This window comes from Segatella copri (genome assembly GCF_051861805.1).
Classification (GTDB): domain Bacteria; phylum Bacteroidota; class Bacteroidia; order Bacteroidales; family Bacteroidaceae; genus Prevotella; species Prevotella copri_M.
On record NZ_CP146520.1, the window covers coordinates 1,034,510 to 1,051,605 of the forward strand.

Below are 17,096 nucleotides of genomic sequence, written 5' to 3' on the forward strand. Positions count from 1 at the left end.
AGTGTTACAACTATTATGTAATGGCAAAGGTACAACTAATTCTTGAATATGCAAAAGAAAATGGCAGAAAGTTGAGGAACATACTCAATTTTCTGCCATTTATTAGCCTATCACATTGCATAGTTGGTTGATGGCTGCATCAAAAGTGGTGAGGTCTTTGGCTCGCTTTCTGATGGCTGCCTTGTAATTATAGATGGTTTGCGTAGAATAGAACAGGAGGGTGGCCAGTTCCTGTCCATCCGTAATTCCCAGTCGCATCAGTGCATAGATACGCAGTTCCTTGGTGAGACTGTTAGGGGCAGGGAGAACAATCTGCTTTTCTGGCAACAGCAGTTGGTTGAACTCTTCCACGAAATTCGGATACAAGTCAATGAATGCCTTGTCGAAGCGAATATAGAAGTTGGCTGCCTCTTCTTCTGCCAGCTTGTAGCTGTTGATGGCAGTCAGAAGATCGGCAGTTTGCTTTGCCTTGATTTTGCGGCTTACCAGTTTGCGATAATCATCCAGTTTCCTGATATATACGGCACTGATGTCCATGAATAAATGCATATAGGTCTCTCTTCGCTTATTGGTGTTGAGCAGCTTCTGGTTCAGTTCGTCCAAGAGTGTATTTTGGCTTTTTATCTCCCTACGGCTCTTGGCTAGACGCTTGTTCATCTTGAACGCAAAGAAAGCCATGGCAAGGAATCCTAGCGACAGGATACTCACGATGACGAGGGATGCTGTTACGATGCGGTTCTTGCGTACTTCTGCCTGATGGCTCGTTTCTGTGATAAGGGGAAGTATGCGGGAAATCTCAACCATGCGGAGACGGTTGTTGTAGAATTGGGCATCCTCCATGGAGCAATAGATATATTTGGAAGCCCTCTTTGCATAGGAGGCATCCTTATTATATAGATAGGTGGAAAGCTCCTGAAGGGCTAGATTCTCCTTCAGGGGACATATCTGGTCTGAGATGGCTGCTTCTACAATATACTTCTCATACAAATCCTTTTGGTCGGTATCATTATAATAGCGGGCTATGCAATAAGCCGATGAGGCATGCACACGGCTGTTCAGGGGACTGGCTGAAAGCGCCTTCATGTAGAACTGAAGTGTTTTTTTGCTTGTACGCTGCTTTAGAAATTCAAACTCTCCTGAAAGATAGTAATAAAGAGCGGATTCCTTGTTGCCGATATGCTCAAGAGTCTTGCCTAAATAAAAACGTTTTTTGGCTTCTAATCCTTCTTGAAACTCCGACTTGTTGCAGAAAGTTCCCCAGTAGTTATATACCCAAGTCAAGGTATAATAATAGTATTGCAATAACTTAGGTGACATTTTCTCCACATCCATTGCGAGCATTAAGTCTTCTGCCTGGCTGTAGAAACCGCCTGTTGACAGCACTGCCGCGCGATTGATTTTATTCAGGTTGACGAAATAATCATCCTGAAGTTGTACAGCCAGCTGGTAGCCCTTCTTGGCGTATGTCATGGCAGAGTCGTAACGGTAGGTATAATACTCCCTGTAGATTTGGTTATAGAGACTAAGCTGGCTACGCTTGTCGGAAGTCATGTGTAGTTGCTTTTTGAGTCTTAGCAGTTTCGCTTCTTTTCTTTGGGTAAACTTGCTTCGCTGAGCGATGTAACTGTCTAAACGATGGAACAGCTGTTCCTCGTTTACGGAAGAAGCACTTGCCAGCAATGGCATAAGCATCATTAAGAACCACAATACTACTTTCATAACTATCCTTTTAATTGTTATTGTTACTATCAGATAGGCTATAAGAATGCCTTAGAGTTGTATTTTTCTGCAAAGATACTACTTTTATTCCTCTTTTTATCATCTACTCTATTAAAAAGTATTAATATCTTTGATGAATTGATTATTAGTAGGTTATGGACTTTATAACCTGGTATTTATCTACTCGTAACCTACACATGATGCCAATGTCTGAAAAATCTCCTTAACTTTGCAACCGCAATCGAATCGCATTCGGTGGCAAGTGAAATCAAGTCAAACTAAGAATAAACAACTGTAAGATTATGAGCTTAAGAATCCGTACATTTTCTATGGCTTTGGTAGCGATGTCTGCTGCAAGCCAAGTGTATGCACTTCCTTCTGATGATTCTGAAAACAAGGAGAAAAAGGAAGAGCGTAATGTGATGCTCAACGCATCTGATGCCAACAAGCCTCGTGAAATCCAGATAGGATTGCCAAGCGAGGATGTAACCGTATATGAGAACGGTCTTCCTGCCGTTTACTCTTCTTCCGTACACAAGCTGTCTGCCCATTGGCGAAGCGATGCCTCACTGAAAGGTACCGACTTGATGACTCCATCTGAGTCAGCCATTGCTACTGGTAATATTGCGTACGCAGTTTCTTCTTTCAGCGAGTTGGGACAGAAAGAGTTCAAGGGCAAGCTCAACTATAAGGCAAACCATTTTGGTATGCAGAATGTAGATCTCAACCTGTCTGGTGGAATCGGTGACAATTGGCTTTATACAGCCAGTGTGTATCAGAATTTCGATCCAGGTAGTTTCAAGCTTCGCTTTACTGATTATGCCGACCGTACCCAACTTTATCATTTCGGTATCACACGTATCTTGAATGATGGAAAGGGACGTGTCTCCTTATTATATAAGTATTCCAACAGCAAGAACCCTGGCAATTTTGCCAATGCAGCCCCATTTATCTATTCTGGCGACGGCAGTATCAAGAAGATTGATGGCTTTGACCCTGGTATGGACTCATACGTGCAGCGTCAAGGTTCTTTCCAATACTTGAATACAAAGTCAGGAAAGATGGAGACATGGAATATGAGCGATGGCAGTGAGAATCATGCCAACGAGATTGCCCTCATCAGTCAGTATCAGTTTGATAATGGATGGTTGTGGAAATTCAACGCCAAGTATATGAATGCTCCACGTGCCAATTATGTGGATTTCGGAGGAAGTACCATCTCTAAGGTGAGCGAGGCTGATGGCTATCAGCTTTCTGATGGGTCTGCCTACAGTGGTTACATAGAAGGCCGTCGCACCTGGTTGCATGTTGGTAAGGTGAGCAATGCGCTTTTGACTACCGAAATCTCCAAGCAGTTGAACAACCATAAGTTAATGATTGGTTTGAACGAGTGGTATTACCATCTCAATTACTATTCATCTTCGTTCCAGTGGGCAGGCACCGTAGAAGCTTATCCACGCACATTGAGCCAGATGTATGTCAATCCGCTTGATCCTACACAGACAGCCCGTCGTTCTGAGACTTTCGGTTATAATGAGTTGAGTCCTGAATACACCAAGGGTTCTGAGAACAAGTTGGCACTCTACTTTACCGACGAATGGAAGGTAAGTCCTAAGTTCAAGGTGTTCTATGGTGGTAGATTGGAGTACTACCGCATGTCTGCCGAGCAGATTTCTACTCCACGTTTCTCAGGATTCCACATGGGTAACTATAATACATACGCCACTGCTGCTGATGGTTCTGTTGTTGCTACCGAGCACAGCATCGAAGCAAAGAACGTAACCAAGGATAAATTGAATTATGCAGCCACCTTGCAGTTGACGTATAACCTTACCCGCCAGTTTGGTTTGACAGCCGATGCTACCATCGCCACCCGTTTCCCACGCATCAGCGAGTATGCAGGTACAGGTCCTACCGAGGAGCAGTATAAGCGAGTAACCATCCCACTGATTCGTGGTGGTATTTTCTACAAGAATGATTGGATTGACCTTTCTTCAATGGTGACCTACATTTCAAAGTCGAACAATATCGACCAGCAGAATCTTACCAAGCCTGGCACTACAGAGGGCAAGACCGTGTTGCTCATCTATAACATCCAGACTTTGGGTTGGACAACCTCGGCAGAAATCAATCCGTTCAAGAACTTCCACATGCATGCACTCTTCACCTATCAGAAGCCGGTGTATAAGAACTATAATGCAAGTGTAACGTTCAGTGACGGTCAGTCTATGGGAGTGAATGCCAACAATATGATTGTCAAGGAGATTCCTCAGGTTCTTATCGAGTTGGACCCTAAATACGACATCACCAAGAATCTGAATGCCTGGTTGAGCTTCCGTTACTTCGGTAAGACCTATGCCAACCTTCAGGAGGCACTCTATTTCAATGGTCACTGGGAGACTTTCGGCGGAATCAACTGGAATGTGAACAAGAATCTGAGCCTTGGCGTGAGTGTCATCAATATCTTCAACGAGAAGGGTGCCAAGGGTACCATTAATGGCTCTGAGCTGATTACCAAGCAGGAAGCCGGAAAATATGAAGGCAAGTACATGAGTGGTAGCTATCTCCGTCCGTTCACGGTGGAATTCTCTGCAGGAATCAAATTCTAAGATAATAACAAGAGTATCATAGCGTTTAATTATAACAAAGCAATCACATAAAAACCAAAGAACGATGAAAAAGGTATTTATGATTATCGCAGCGATGTGCATGACATCTATCATGGCATCTGCTCAAAAGACCATCAGAGTGTCAACCGACAAGACCGACCTCGTGATGCAAGTTTCTCCTAAGGGTCGCCTCTACCAGGTGTATCTGGGTGACAAGTTGAAGAATCCTTCTGATTACAATCAGCTGAAGTGGGATGTATATGCGGCTTCTGATGGTTCCGTCTGCCAGCGAGGTCATGAGGTTTATGCAACCTCTGGTGCTGAAGATTTCTTCGAGCCAGCAGTGGCAGTGACCCATGCAGATGGTAACATGACCACCTATTTGTATTATCAGTCTTCTGAAGAAAAGGCTATCAGTGGAGGTGTTGAGACCATCATCACTCTTAAGGACAAGGTGTATCCGCTGACCGTGAAGCTCCACTATGCAGCTTATCCTAAGGAGAACGTCATCAAGGCATGGAGCGAAATCTCTCATAAGGAGAAAGCTCCTGTAACGCTTTGGAGATATAGCTCTACAATGCTTTATTTCAAGGCAAACAAGTATTTCGTTACCAATTATCATAGCGACTGGGCTAAGGAAGGCCAGCCTGAGACTTGCCAGTTGACTGCTGGTAAGAAAATTGTTGATACCAAGTTGGGTACCCGTGCAGCCATGCAGGAGGAGCCTTTCTTTGAACTGGGATTCGATGAGCCTGCCAAGGAGAATGAGGGCAAGGTGATGCTTGGAACCATCGGATGGCCTGGCAACTTCCGCTTTACCTTCGAGGTAGATAACGTGGGAGCCCTTCGTGTTATCTCTGCCATCAATCCATACGCCTCTAACTATAAGCTGAAGGCTGGTGAGACGTTCACTACCCCTGAGTTTATCTTTGCCATGAGCGATAATGGTATCGGTGAGGCTTCCCGTAATTTGCACAATTGGGCTCGCCAGTATCAGGTAAACATGGGTATGGAAGATCGCCTTACGCTCTTGAACAACTGGGAGAATACAGGCTTCGACTTCAATCAGCAGAGTCTTGCTGAGTTGATGAAGGATGCCAAGGACCTGGGTGTAGATATGTTTTTGCTTGATGATGGTTGGTTTGCCAACAAGTATCCTCGTAAGGACGACCATGCAGGTCTCGGCGACTGGGAGGCTACCAAGAGCAAGCTGCCTGATGGAATCCCTGGATTGGTAAGAGATGCCAAAAAGGCTGGTGTGAAGTTTGGTATTTGGATTGAGCCTGAGATGGTGAATCCTAAGAGTGAACTCTTTGAGAAGCATCCTGACTGGGTCATCATGCAGCCAAAGCGTGATACCTATTATTACCGCAATCAGCTGGTACTTGATATCAGTAATCCTAAGGTACAGGATTATGTGTTCGGCATCGTGGATCGTATCATGACGGAGAACCCGGATGTGGCTTACTTCAAGTGGGACTGCAACAGTGTGATTACCAATATCTATTCTCCATATCATAAGGAGAATCAGGGTAATTTCTATATCGATCATGTCCGTGGTATCTACAAGGTGCTTACCCGTATTCATAAGAAGTATCCTAAGTTGCCGATGATGCTTTGCTCTGGTGGTGGCGGCAGAATGGATTACGAGATGCTGAAGTATTTCACTGAGTTCTGGTGCTCAGACGATACGGATCCATACGAGCGCCTCTACATCCAGTGGAGCCTGTCAAAGTTCTTCCCAGCCAAGACCATGGGTTCGCATGTAACTAACTGGAACAAGAATACCAGTGTGAAGTTCCGCACCGATGTTTGCAGTTCATGTAAGTTGGGCTTTGATATCGACCTCAAGTCGCTTACAGCTGATGACTACAAGTTTGTGCAGAATGCAGTTAAGAACTACGATAGCATGAAGCCGATGATTCTCGAGGGCGACCAGTATCGCCTGGTTTCTCCATACGAAGGCAACCACTGTGCCATTAACTATGTAAGTAAGGACAAGCAGCGTGCCGTTCTCTTTGCTTACGATTTGCATCCACGCTACAAGGAGCCTCTGATGAATGTGAAGATGCAGGGATTGGATGCCGATAAGGTTTATACCGTAAAGGAGACCAATCTGATGCCTGGCAAGGAGTCTGATTTGGAGTGCAATGGCAAGCAGTATAGCGGTGACTATCTGATGAAGGTCGGTTTGAATGTATTCAGCCAGACAGATGGAACGAGCCATGTATTGGTATTAGAATAACGTATCAACTATTCATAATGAAAACGAAAAGCAGCAAAGTCTATAATAGGCTTGCTGCTTTTTTTTAGGTATCTGTATCTTTTTTCCCTAATGATTTTATTTGTTTAGCGGTCTTGCCACAAACTCAGTATGAAGGGTCTCCATCGGATGCTCCTTCAGATTGATGAGGATGTTTGGCGTATTGCCGTTGGCGATGATTACCTTGATGCCGGCATTGGCTACATCGTGGGCGGTCTTTACTTTAGAAGTCATACCGCCTCTGCCGTGGCTGCTCTTGCTGGCAAGGATGTACTCGCTGATGTCGCGGTCGTAATAAACAGATGGGATGATGCGGGTGGTAGGCTCGCTTGGGTCGCCATTGTAGATGCCATCCACATTGCTTAATAGAATCAAAGTGTCGGCATTCATCATCTTGGCAATCAAGCCAGACAACTCGTCGTTATCCGTAAACATCAGCTCGGTGATGCACACGGTATCGTTCTCGTTGACGATAGGGAGTACGTTGTTTTCCAGCATCACCTGCATGCAGGCCTCCTGGTTCTTGTACTGCTCCTCGGCACCGAAATTCTCCTTCATGGTCAATACCTGACCAATCTTTATCTTATATTCACGGAAAAGGTTGTAATAGAGACCTACGAGTTTCACCTGTCCGATGGCAGAGAACAGCTGGCGTTGCTCCACGCTGTCCAGATGGTGGTCAACGTGCAGTTCTGCTCTTCCGGCAGCCACGGCACCAGAAGATACCAGAATCACCTCATAGTCGTGTTTTCTGAGCCAGACAATCTGATCAACAATCGCCGACATTCTCGTTACATCCAGTTTCCCGTCTTCTCGGGTCAGCACGTTGCTGCCCACCTTTACTACGATTCTTTTTCCCATAAATTTTATGCTGATGAATGCTTTTTGCAAGTTTCGTAAATGGCTTGAGGATGGACAAGCCCCCCTAGACACCATACGACTAGAAAGTCCAAAAGCACCTAGACGCCACACGCCCTGAAAGGGCAGAAACTCCTAGCCCAGGGCAACGCCCTGGGTTAAGGTTTATAATTTCTATACGCCCTGTAAGGGCAAAAGCTTTCGAAACTTGAAAAGCTTGATTTCCTATTTCTTTTTATTGTCTTTTTCTCGAATCTCTACTCTTCGAATCTTGCCGGAGATGGTCTTTGGCAGTTCATCTACGAATTCGATGATGCGAGGATATTTATAAGGAGCAGTCTCGTGCTTCACATGATCCTGCAGCTTCTTGATGAGGTCTGGACCTGCCATACTCTTGTATTCATCCTTCAGTACGACGGTAGCCTTGACAACCATACCGCGGATTGGGTCTGGCACACCGGTGATGGCGCACTCTACTACGGCAGGGTGAGTCATCAGGGCATTCTCTACCTCGAAAGGACCGATGCGGTAACCCGAACTCTTGATCACATCGTCGATTCTGCCCTCAAACCAGAAGTAGCCTTCCTCATCACGCCAAGCCATATCGCCCGTGTGATAGTAACCATCGTGCCAAACCGATTTGGTCTGCTTCTCATCACGATAGTAATATTTGAAGAGACCGATAGGCTTGTTATCGCCGATGCGGATGCAAATCTCGCCCTTTTCACCATCCTCGCATTCCGTCATGTCTGGGCGAAGAATGTGAACATCATATTGTGGATTTGGCTTGCCCATGCTTCCTGGCTTTGGCTTGATCCAAGGGAAGGTTCCCAATGTCATGGTGGTCTCGGTCTGTCCGAAGCCCTCGTAAATCTGAACACCCGTCAGCTTCTGGAAGGTTTCTGCCACGGATGGGTTCATAGCCTCGCCCGCAGTGGTGCAGTATTCAAGACTGCTGAGATTATACTTTGAGAAATCTTCCTGAATCATGAAGCGATAGATGGTAGGAGGGGCACAGAAAGAGGTGATGTGGTACTTCTCAATCTGGCGCATGATCTTATCCGCCGTAAACTTCTCGTGATCGAAGACGAAGACGGTGGCTCCGGCAAACCATTGTCCGTAGAGCTTGCCCCATACAGCCTTGCCCCAACCGGTATCGGCTACGGTAAGATGGATGGAATTCTCGTGGAGATTATGCCAATATACACCCGTGGTCAGATGACCGAGGGCATAGAGGTGATCGTGTGCTACCATCTTTGGCTCGCCAGTGGTTCCCGATGTGAAGTACATCAGCAGGGTATCCTCATTGGAGTTTACATGCTCTGGACGAACGAAAGGAGCGCATTCGTTCCATTCCTTCATCCAGTCGTGGAAACCTTCAGGGATATCCGGACCGATACTGATCAAAGTCTTGACAGTAGGACTTTCTGGCATAGCCTGATTAACCTGCTCTACCACGTAATCATCACCGCAGCAGATGATAGCCTTCACGCTTGCTGCATTGTTGCGGTAAACGATGTCGTGCTTGGTAAGCATGTGGGTGGCAGGGATGGCTACGGCGCCCAACTTGTGGAGACCGAGCATGGCGAGCCACCACTGATAATGACGCTTCAGTATGAGCATCACCTTATCATCGTGACCGATACCGAGACTCTGGAAGTAAGCAGCAGCCTTGTCGCTCTGCTCCTTCAGGTCCTTGTATGTGAAATGGATTTCCTCACCTCGTTCGCTTGCCCAAAGCAGCGCCACGTGGTCTGGTTTAATCTTTGCCCATTCGTCCATCACGTCGTAGGCGAAGTTGAAATCTTCTGGTATGATAAACTCCAGATGCTCCTTGAAGTCTTGCTCTGAAGTAAATTTTGTCTGTTTAAGAAATCTCTCAATCATAGTTACTCTTCTAAATAATGATATAAGGAAACTTAAATGATGATGCAAAGGAACTTGGCAGGCTCACCATTAAGTGAGCGGAAGCAATGCGATTTACTACTGTTGAAGTAGATGCTGTCGCCCGGATTCAGCACCATCACCTTTTCTTCGATGGTTACTTCCAGCTGTCCCTCTATTACATAATCATATTCCTGTCCGTCGTGTCCGTTCTTGTTTGGCTTCTTGTCGCCTGGCAACGGATCCACCTGTACCATGAACGGATTCACCTTTCTATCCTTGAATCCTACGGCAAGGCTCTGGTATTTATACTGGTTGTTGCGGTCTATTTCCGGTCCCTGTCCCTTGCGGGTAACGTAGTATCCCTTCATGCGAGGTTCCTCGCCGAAGAGCAATACGTCGAGGTCGATGCCGTATCGCTTGGAAATCTTGGAAAGTCGATATACAGAAGGATCTGCTTCTCCCGACTCAATCTTGAGATAGTGGTCAAGACTGATTTCGCAAAGTTCAGCCACCTCCTCAGCCGGGATGTTGAGAACCTCGCGGAGACCTTTCAGTCTTTCACCGATTTGCTTAATTGCTTCATCCATAGTTCTATTCTTTATAGTTGTTCCTGGCGAAGGTATATTGTATACCTTCGCATTTTGGGGCAAAATTACGACTTTTTGTTGATATATCCAAACAATCTGCTGATAAATTAATAGATTAAAGTGATATTTATGTATGAAGCATAAAACTATTAACGTTCCTCCATATCCATACTTGCTAATTTCTTATTGCTATATGGGACATTTGAAATGAGAGATTTCATACACTTCTTGGCTTCTTCCAAATTGCCATTGTTCAAGCTGTGCATTAACTTACTTTGTATGGAGACAATATCCGTAATGTCCTTTTGGGTCAATGCTGGCAGTACTGCTTTGTAGAGAGCCTTTCTTACTTCCTCATTCGGAAAGCCTAAAGAATATCCATCTTCATCAAAACCTTTGATAGTGAGATAACCTGTCTGATAGAGGAATAGTTCGGCACCGCCTTCTATGACATCTGATGTCTCCAGAGTGTCTTTGTCGATGTAGCAATCTTCGAAGTCATGAAGGCGTAGCTCCATGTTGTTCACGAATTTATTCAGCATGGAAGTGGCGCCGGATGAAATCCAATAGTTGCGCAGACGCAATTGGGAGAGGGCGTTGAGCAAGCTGAACGGATTGTAGATGTCGGTCATGTTCTCATCGCTGAAATGATAACCGTCATAATAGGTCTTCAACTTGTCGTGTGCTTCTTCAAAGCTGCATTCCATCTTATCTGCCAAGGCTTCCAATTCTGGGGCGAAGTTAACTGCCATTTCTTCTTCGGTGATGCCACAAAGAGGGGCAAATTGTGGGAGAAAGCTGATGTTTGTCAGATGGTTAAGTACTGAGAATAAGGAAATCTGAGTAAACTTCGTGATGCCTGTTATAAAGACAAAGCGAAGTACATTTCCTTTGAGTTTGAGCACGGAAAATACAGAACGATAAACTTCAGTGCAACCTTTATGCTCTGGTGTCTTCCATGAATGTTGCAATGGGGAATCGTATTCGTCAATCAGCACCACCACTTGCTTACCTGTCTTTTGATAGGCTGTGTCAAGGATAACTTGGAGGCGTACGGATTCGCGAGATGTCTCTTTAGGCTTGATGCCGTATAATGCTTCGTATTTCGAAAACTCAAGATTGAGATAGTCTTTGATTTCGGCAGCAGTGGCACCTGCACCGCTCATGTCAAGTCTGATGACGGGATACTCTGTCCATTCTTCTTCCAGTTCCATAATCTTCAGCCCCTCAAAGAGTTCTTTCTTGCCTTCAAAGTAGCATTGCAAAGTATCAAGAAGCAGAGACTTACCGAAACGACGAGGACGGCTCAGATAATTGTATAAATCACCTGAGTGAGTAAGTTGCCATACCAAGTCGGTCTTGTCAACATATAAGTAGCCTTCCTTGCGGATAATGCTAAAGAATTGTATGCCAGCTGGCAATTTCCTTGTGTTCATCTCTGCCATAGTCTTCGTTTTCTTTTATGGGTTGTTTGCTATGTACCTTCTATCATCTACAGATAGAATCTATTTCTTTCCTGCTATCAATCCCTTGATGACGGCATTGGTGAAGCCATTCTGCTCCATCGTGTTCAAGCCCTTGATGGTGCAGCCGCCAGGAGTAGTAACCTTATCAATGGCAGCCTCTGGGTGTTCGCCTGTTTCCTGAAGCAGCTCTACGGCACCCTTGATGGTCTGCAAGACAATCTTCTGGGCATCCTTAGCCTTGAAGCCCATCTCTACGCCGCCTTCCACATTGGCTCTTACATAGCGCATGGCGTAAGCGATGGCACACGACATAGCTGTGGCTGCAGGGAAGAGGCGTTCTTCCATGATGAGGCTTTCGCCCAATTCATCGAAGATTTCTGTAATCTGCTGGATTTCTGTGGCAGATGCATCTACAGGAGTGATGAAGGTCATCGACTGCTTGTAGGCGATGGCGATATTTGGCATCACGAGGAAGAAGGTTGGGGTAATACCATCCTTATCTAACCACTCCTTGATGTTGGCTGATGGCACACCGGCTGCAACGACCACGAGTTTCTGGCTCTTGTAGTCGAGTGCATCCTTGATTCCCTTTAAAGTTTTCTCCACGCACCATGGTTTTACTACCACGCATACGATGTCTGCGCCGTGGCAAGCCAACTGGTTGTCGAGAGTTACGCTGGCTCCTTCGCTTGCGAAGTGATCCAATACTGGTTGGTTATGGTCTGATACCGTAATATCTGATGGAGTGAACTTCTCGCTCTGCAAGAGTCCTTCAGCCATGGCACCGCCCATAGCACCTGCTCCGATAATTGTTATTTTCATTGTCGTCCTATAGTTAAAATGAAATTACGGTGCAAAGATACTACTTTTATCTGAAAATAGCGTGTTTATTGATGATTTTTTAGGGAAGTACGCTTGTTTACTGACGATATTTTAAGAAATTCTCTAGTTTACTCCCATTCTGGAAGTATCCACGTCCTTGGTTCTCTTCTCCTTGTACTTGCCTATCTTACAGATGATGGAGATGGAGGCAGATGCCCAATCTTGCTTGATGTTCATGTGGTAGTCTTGATTGCCTTGTACTGATTTTGTAGAGAATCCCTCGTTGAAGATGTTGCTGCCTTTAACCACAATGCTCCATTTATCATTATCGGAAGCCCATCTCAACATAGCAATCAAGAGAAAGACTGATTTGATGTCATAGAGTCCTTGAATGGCTTTCGACTGATAGAATGGTTTAAGTATGAAATGGATGTGATGGCTTCGGCTAAGCTGGGCGGATAGATTTCCGGCAAGAATGGCAGAGATATGTTTGCGATTGAAGGGCAAGTCAAAGAAATCGTTACTCTTGTCATGTCTGTAGATTCCTGTTGCTGAAACACTTCCGTTCATCCAATTGCCTATTCCGAAAGTCGTCGATGCTCTAATGCCCATAGTATGGTTATAGTCGAAATTGGTCTCCTTCATAATGACTGCCAGGTGGTCGGTAGTCTGATAAGGCAACTGCACAGAATAGTTGGGTTGGAACTCTGCAAATACCATCAATGTATGGCGACTTTTGATCGTCCACATCAAGTTGGTCTCGTATGTAGAGTAAGGCTTGAGATGAGGATTTCCCCATATCTCCATATAGGTAGAGGCATAGTAAATGCTGCTCATGGTTGACCAATAGCTAGGAAACTGTGAGCTGGAACTGAAGGATAAGTTGAGTATGTTGCCAGGATTGGCTTTCCACGATGCATTAAGAGTGGGATAAATATGCCATTTGTTCCATTGTGGAGAATGGTATTGCTCTGCTTCGACAGAGGCTTCCAAGCTGATTCGCTCGTTTATTTGTTTGCTTATGCCGCCATAGAAACTCAAGATTCTTTCTTCGATATTCACCTGGCTGGTTGCATCTGGAATGTCTGCTCCATCCTTGTTGGTCGTGGCTTGGTAGCTTCTGTTGTTGCTGTTTTGGAATTTCATACCATACGACAGTTCCCAACCCTTCTTCAATGAGTGGGATTGATCGGCGGTGAAAAGCCATTTGTCTATTACCTGCTTGCTGTTTGTGGATAGAATACGTTCTTCGTCAAGTATTGTTCCTTCCAGATATTGCTGGCTGGGATTTTGGTAGTTGAGATAGGATATGCCTATTTGTAGTCCAAAGGGCAGGTTGTAGCTGGCATCTACATTGTGCAGGTAGGTATGTTCATTGCCCTGTTGCTGGGATGTGCCTGTTCCCATCGTTTCATGATGAGGATGACTGCTGTCCCATTTTCCTGTATATGCCAGGGATAGCTGGTGGTTATCAGTAATGGCATAACTCAGTCCCATACGATAGTTGTGAGTCAATCCAGGGGTTTTCTGTGAGGTCTTGTCATGATACGCTACTCGCTTTCCTTGAAGCGGATGATTGGCATTGGTAGTAGTCTCACCGTATGATGTTCCATCTGTAAATGAATACATGGCATCCAGACCGAATTTTCCTTTTTGGAACAGCAGGTTGCCTTTGCTTTCCCCTTCTCCGTATTTGCTTTGGCTCCAGATGCTTTGTATTTGTCCTGAAAGCAGGTTCTTTCCTACATAGTCTTTGGTAATCAGGTTGATGACCATTCCACGAACATGTAAGCGTGCTGGCGCTGCCAGCATCACTTCGGCTTTGGCTAATTGTGATGCGGGCATGGCTTTTAATCGCTCTGCCAGTTGTGCGTAATTGAGCGTGGTTGGTTTGCCGTTGATGATGAGAGTCAGTTCCTTTCCTGCATAATTGATGTTGCCGTTTAGTTCGTTTACTCCTGGTATTCGGGTAAGGGCATCATAAGCGTTGTCTGCCGGCATTTTCTCTATGAGTAGTGGCATGTTGTAAACCAACTGTCCTCTTTCTGCCTTGACGATAGGACGTGTCGCCTTGACGAAAACCTCTGGCAGGTTTTGCATCATTATCTGGGTGGTAAGCGTGTCTTTTGCCTCTTCGTTTTGAGCGCAAAGGGGCTGGCTCAGCAATAATGCTGAACCTAAGATAAAATTTATTTTCATGTGTTTATGTTTGTTTGATGGTTATTGCTTGAGTTGCTCTTTGGCTTTGGATATGAGTTGCGTTGCCTCTTTTTTATCTTCCAGTCTGTTTGCATTTGCTAAGAACATCTGGAGATGCAGTTTCGCTTTCAGCTTGTTTTTGGAAGCGATGAACATTTGGGCGGCATTGTAATGGTTGAGAGGATTATCTTCCTCATCGTATAAGGTGCATAACTCAAAGTCACGGGCAGCGTCTGCATATCGGCTGTGTTGAAAATGTAAGTCGGCTAACCATTTATAGGTTCGCAATGCTCTGTCTTTTGGCAAGGAAACCTCTAACGACTGCTTGAAATGAGCCATGGATAGTGAATCCATGCAGAAGGATTTCTCTATCAAAGCCAAGTGGAAAAGGCAAGTGGCATTGTCGCTCTTGAATTGAACGGCTTTCTGGTAATGCTTCAGCGCCTTCTCATTGTCCGGCTGGTCCTCATAACAGAGACCAAGGATGAAGTTGGATTCGAAATTATCAAAGCCTTGCGCTATCAGTTTCTCATACAAGGGTATAGCCTCATCGTATTTGAATTGCATGAATAGGGAATAAGCATATTCCTTGTTGATGTACAAGTTCGTGGAATCACATTTGTAGATGTAATTCTTTGCCACTTCCTCGGCTTTGCCAGGTTGGTTTGCTCCATTGTAATGAGAGGCAAGCGAAGCAATAATCTCGCTGTCGTATGGGAATAAGAATGCGATGCGTTCACCCCAGAGAGAAACCTTGTCATTGTTGTTCTGATTGAGATATGCATAATAGAACATTCGCATGTCTTCGTGGTTGATGCTATCTGATGGAATCTTGTCTAGACTAGAAATGCAGGCGGTGTAGTTGCCTACTTTCCGATAGCAGGAAGCCAGTTTCCTGCGTGCTCCCAGGTGAGATGGATTTGCTTCCAAATACTTTTGGTAGTATTGGGTTGCATGAAATACATCATATCTACTCAAACAGCTATCTCCTTGTTGAAGTAGATTAGCTGCGGTCTCGTTGGCCTTGGCATTCATTGCCATACATAGCCATAATATAAGGATCAATCTAAACTGTTTCATCGTTTTTGCTGATTATTTCTTTCTTACTTCGGGAGTGAAAACGACAGGCAAGGTAAACTCCATGTTGACTTCCTCGCCATCGGAGAGTCGGGCAGGCTTCCAATGAGGGCTTCTCTTGAGAAGTTCAATCACAGTCTGCTCATAGGCTTTTTCTTTGGGAGCTTCGAGAACTTTAAACAATCCCAATGTTCCATCCTTTTGAACGGTGAAGTTGATGACGACTCGCGCAGGCTTGTCTTCCAATCCTTTAGGATATTGGATGTTTGTCATCACCCATCTTAGGAAATCGTTGATGTCGCCATTGCCGTTGAAGATTGGCATCTGACCTCCTTCCGGCAAAACAGCTATCGTCTTTAACATATGAGGTTGCGATACGCTTTGCGGTTTGAACATAAGGACGATGGTTATACCTATTATTGCTATCACGCAAGCGGCTATCCCAAATACCTTTTTATATAAATGAGATTTTGTGTATCTTGTTTCCTGTGCTTTGCCCAAGAAATAAGTTTCTTCCTGATTGTTTTTTTCTTTCATATCTTTTATGATATTATGGAGTTGTCTAAAAGTGCTTTTAATTGTTTGAGTGGTTCCTTGCTGACGTGCAGGGTGAATTTCTCGCAAAACCGCTCGTTGTACAACACTAGTTCTGAAGTGTTGAGGTTGATGCTGAAAATGTGCTGACTATTAATAATGTAGTTTCTGCCAACACGAGCGAAGAAGTGTGCCGTTTGGGCAAGTTGCTCTACTATTTTCTTCTCAAAAACCACAAGGTTGAACGAGAAGGTGTATTCATCGCCGTTGGTGAGTCGAAGATTGCAATAGCTTCCTTCCGAGCAGACGTATGCTATCTGTTCGGAAGCCACTCTGAGCAAGAAGTTGGCATTTGATATGATGAGATATTCTTCCATACTGATAAGTTTGGTGCAAAGATAAGCATAATATTTCAAAAGTATGGCTGGAGGTAGCGTGTTTTTTGTGAACCAATTGCTTTGTTTTGTAAATGTACGTTATTTAACCCATAAAATACGAAAACACATGCGTTCCAAAAATACCTTGGTGTACTTGGGACTTTGGGAGCAGTTGAACAACCCTAATTTTAAAGGGGCCGAATTCGACCCCCTTTTAAAAGAAGCGGGTTCAGTAGGTACCTATTATTCTTTCATCTTTAACCCATCTCCCTTTTCCTCCTTCTGTCTATGTAAATAATATTCTAAAAAGAAATGAAAGAGAAGCCCCCCCATAAAATGGGGAAAGAAGAGATTGAAAATTTTCCCTTAAGGATATTTATTTTTTGCTTTAAGGGAAAATATATTTTGCCTTAAGGGAAATTAAATCTGCCCTTAAGGGATATTTCCGCTATATCTTAATCTGTAAAGTTATTTATAAGTACTGATACTGTCTTGGTTTGATGACAAACTGCTACAGTTCACTTTGGGGAACTGCTACAAAAAAGCAGAAAGTCCCTCATAAAAGTGTATGGATAGCTCGAAAAGTCCCTCATAAAAGTGTATTAATCTTCTAAAAAGTCCCTCATAAAAATGTGATAGATTTTGCTATTTTATTGTTTTTCAGTCTTTTGCAGCAAGAATACAATAATAATACCATG

11 protein-coding genes and 1 pseudogene are annotated in these 17,096 nt (G+C 44.5%); 2 read left to right on the plus strand and 10 right to left on the minus strand.

Features of this window, described 5'->3' with window-relative positions; genetic code table 11:
* Positions 1-102: 102 nt before the first annotated feature.
* On the minus strand, positions 103-1,719 hold the full coding sequence (locus V8Z93_RS03945; protein ID WP_439432460.1) for a DUF6377 domain-containing protein: 1,617 nt from the start codon (positions 1,717-1,719) through the stop codon (positions 103-105).
* Between the two features lie 329 nt (positions 1,720-2,048).
* Here V8Z93_RS03945 and V8Z93_RS03950 point away from each other — a divergent pair, with 329 nt between their 5' ends.
* Both V8Z93_RS03950 and V8Z93_RS03955 read left to right on the plus strand, forming a co-directional pair.
* On the plus strand, positions 2,049-4,328 hold the full coding sequence (locus V8Z93_RS03950; RefSeq protein ID WP_439432819.1) for a TonB-dependent receptor: 2,280 nt from the start codon (positions 2,049-2,051) through the stop codon (positions 4,326-4,328).
* A 64-nt stretch (positions 4,329-4,392) separates the two neighbouring features.
* Complete coding sequence (locus V8Z93_RS03955) at positions 4,393-6,573, plus strand: alpha-galactosidase (protein WP_439432461.1); 2,181 nt, start codon at positions 4,393-4,395, stop codon at positions 6,571-6,573.
* A gap of 108 nt (positions 6,574-6,681) precedes the next feature.
* On the opposite strand, the pseudogene proB reads toward V8Z93_RS03955, so the two are convergent.
* The 9 genes and pseudogenes from proB to V8Z93_RS04000 all read right to left on the minus strand — a co-directional run.
* A pseudogene (proB, locus tag V8Z93_RS03960) lies at positions 6,682-7,452 on the minus strand (glutamate 5-kinase); the annotation flags it as partial.
* Between the two features lie 222 nt (positions 7,453-7,674).
* Positions 7,675-9,336 (minus strand): AMP-binding protein, encoded by a 1,662-nt coding sequence (locus tag V8Z93_RS03965; RefSeq protein ID WP_439432462.1) that lies wholly within the window; start codon positions 9,334-9,336, stop codon positions 7,675-7,677.
* Between the two features lie 32 nt (positions 9,337-9,368).
* Positions 9,369-9,923 carry a helix-turn-helix domain-containing protein gene (locus tag V8Z93_RS03970; protein WP_439432463.1) on the minus strand — a complete coding sequence of 185 codons (555 nt, stop codon included), beginning with the start codon at positions 9,921-9,923 and terminating at the stop codon, positions 9,369-9,371.
* A gap of 149 nt (positions 9,924-10,072) precedes the next feature.
* On the minus strand, positions 10,073-11,368 hold the full coding sequence (locus V8Z93_RS03975; RefSeq protein ID WP_439432464.1) for an ATP-binding protein: 1,296 nt from the start codon (positions 11,366-11,368) through the stop codon (positions 10,073-10,075).
* Positions 11,369-11,428: 60 nt separating this feature from the next.
* On the minus strand, positions 11,429-12,211 hold the full coding sequence (locus V8Z93_RS03980) for a pyrroline-5-carboxylate reductase family protein (RefSeq protein ID WP_439432465.1): 783 nt from the start codon (positions 12,209-12,211) through the stop codon (positions 11,429-11,431).
* A 123-nt stretch (positions 12,212-12,334) separates the two neighbouring features.
* Positions 12,335-14,410 (minus strand): outer membrane beta-barrel protein, encoded by a 2,076-nt coding sequence (locus V8Z93_RS03985; RefSeq protein WP_439432466.1) that lies wholly within the window; start codon positions 14,408-14,410, stop codon positions 12,335-12,337.
* A gap of 21 nt (positions 14,411-14,431) precedes the next feature.
* A complete protein-coding gene (locus V8Z93_RS03990) occupies positions 14,432-15,340 on the minus strand; it encodes a tetratricopeptide repeat protein (protein ID WP_439432467.1) in 909 nt (302 codons plus the stop codon).
* A 162-nt stretch (positions 15,341-15,502) separates the two neighbouring features.
* Entirely contained in the window at positions 15,503-16,024 is a 522-nt protein-coding gene (locus tag V8Z93_RS03995) for an energy transducer TonB (protein WP_439432468.1), read from the minus strand.
* A 5-nt stretch (positions 16,025-16,029) separates the two neighbouring features.
* On the minus strand, positions 16,030-16,398 hold the full coding sequence (locus V8Z93_RS04000; protein ID WP_439432469.1) for a LytTR family transcriptional regulator DNA-binding domain-containing protein: 369 nt from the start codon (positions 16,396-16,398) through the stop codon (positions 16,030-16,032).
* Positions 16,399-17,096: the final 698 nt, after the last annotated feature.

Bases quoted from the DNA above. Each gene is read 5' to 3' on its own strand.
- V8Z93_RS03945 (WP_439432460.1), bottom strand. From the start codon at position 1,719: ATGAAAGTAGTATTGTGGTTCTTAATGATGCTTATGCCATTGCTGGCA.
- V8Z93_RS03950 (WP_439432819.1), top strand. From the start codon at position 2,049: ATGGCTTTGGTAGCGATGTCTGCTGCAAGCCAAGTGTATGCACTTCCT.
- V8Z93_RS03955 (WP_439432461.1), top strand. From the start codon at position 4,393: ATGAAAAAGGTATTTATGATTATCGCAGCGATGTGCATGACATCTATC.
- V8Z93_RS03965 (WP_439432462.1), bottom strand. From the start codon at position 9,336: ATGATTGAGAGATTTCTTAAACAGACAAAATTTACTTCAGAGCAAGAC.
- V8Z93_RS03970 (WP_439432463.1), bottom strand. From the start codon at position 9,923: ATGGATGAAGCAATTAAGCAAATCGGTGAAAGACTGAAAGGTCTCCGC.
- V8Z93_RS03975 (WP_439432464.1), bottom strand. From the start codon at position 11,368: ATGGCAGAGATGAACACAAGGAAATTGCCAGCTGGCATACAATTCTTT.
- V8Z93_RS03980 (WP_439432465.1), bottom strand. From the start codon at position 12,211: ATGAAAATAACAATTATCGGAGCAGGTGCTATGGGCGGTGCCATGGCT.
- V8Z93_RS03985 (WP_439432466.1), bottom strand. From the start codon at position 14,410: ATGAAAATAAATTTTATCTTAGGTTCAGCATTATTGCTGAGCCAGCCC.
- V8Z93_RS03995 (WP_439432468.1), bottom strand. From the start codon at position 16,024: ATGAAAGAAAAAAACAATCAGGAAGAAACTTATTTCTTGGGCAAAGCA.
- V8Z93_RS04000 (WP_439432469.1), bottom strand. From the start codon at position 16,398: ATGGAAGAATATCTCATCATATCAAATGCCAACTTCTTGCTCAGAGTG.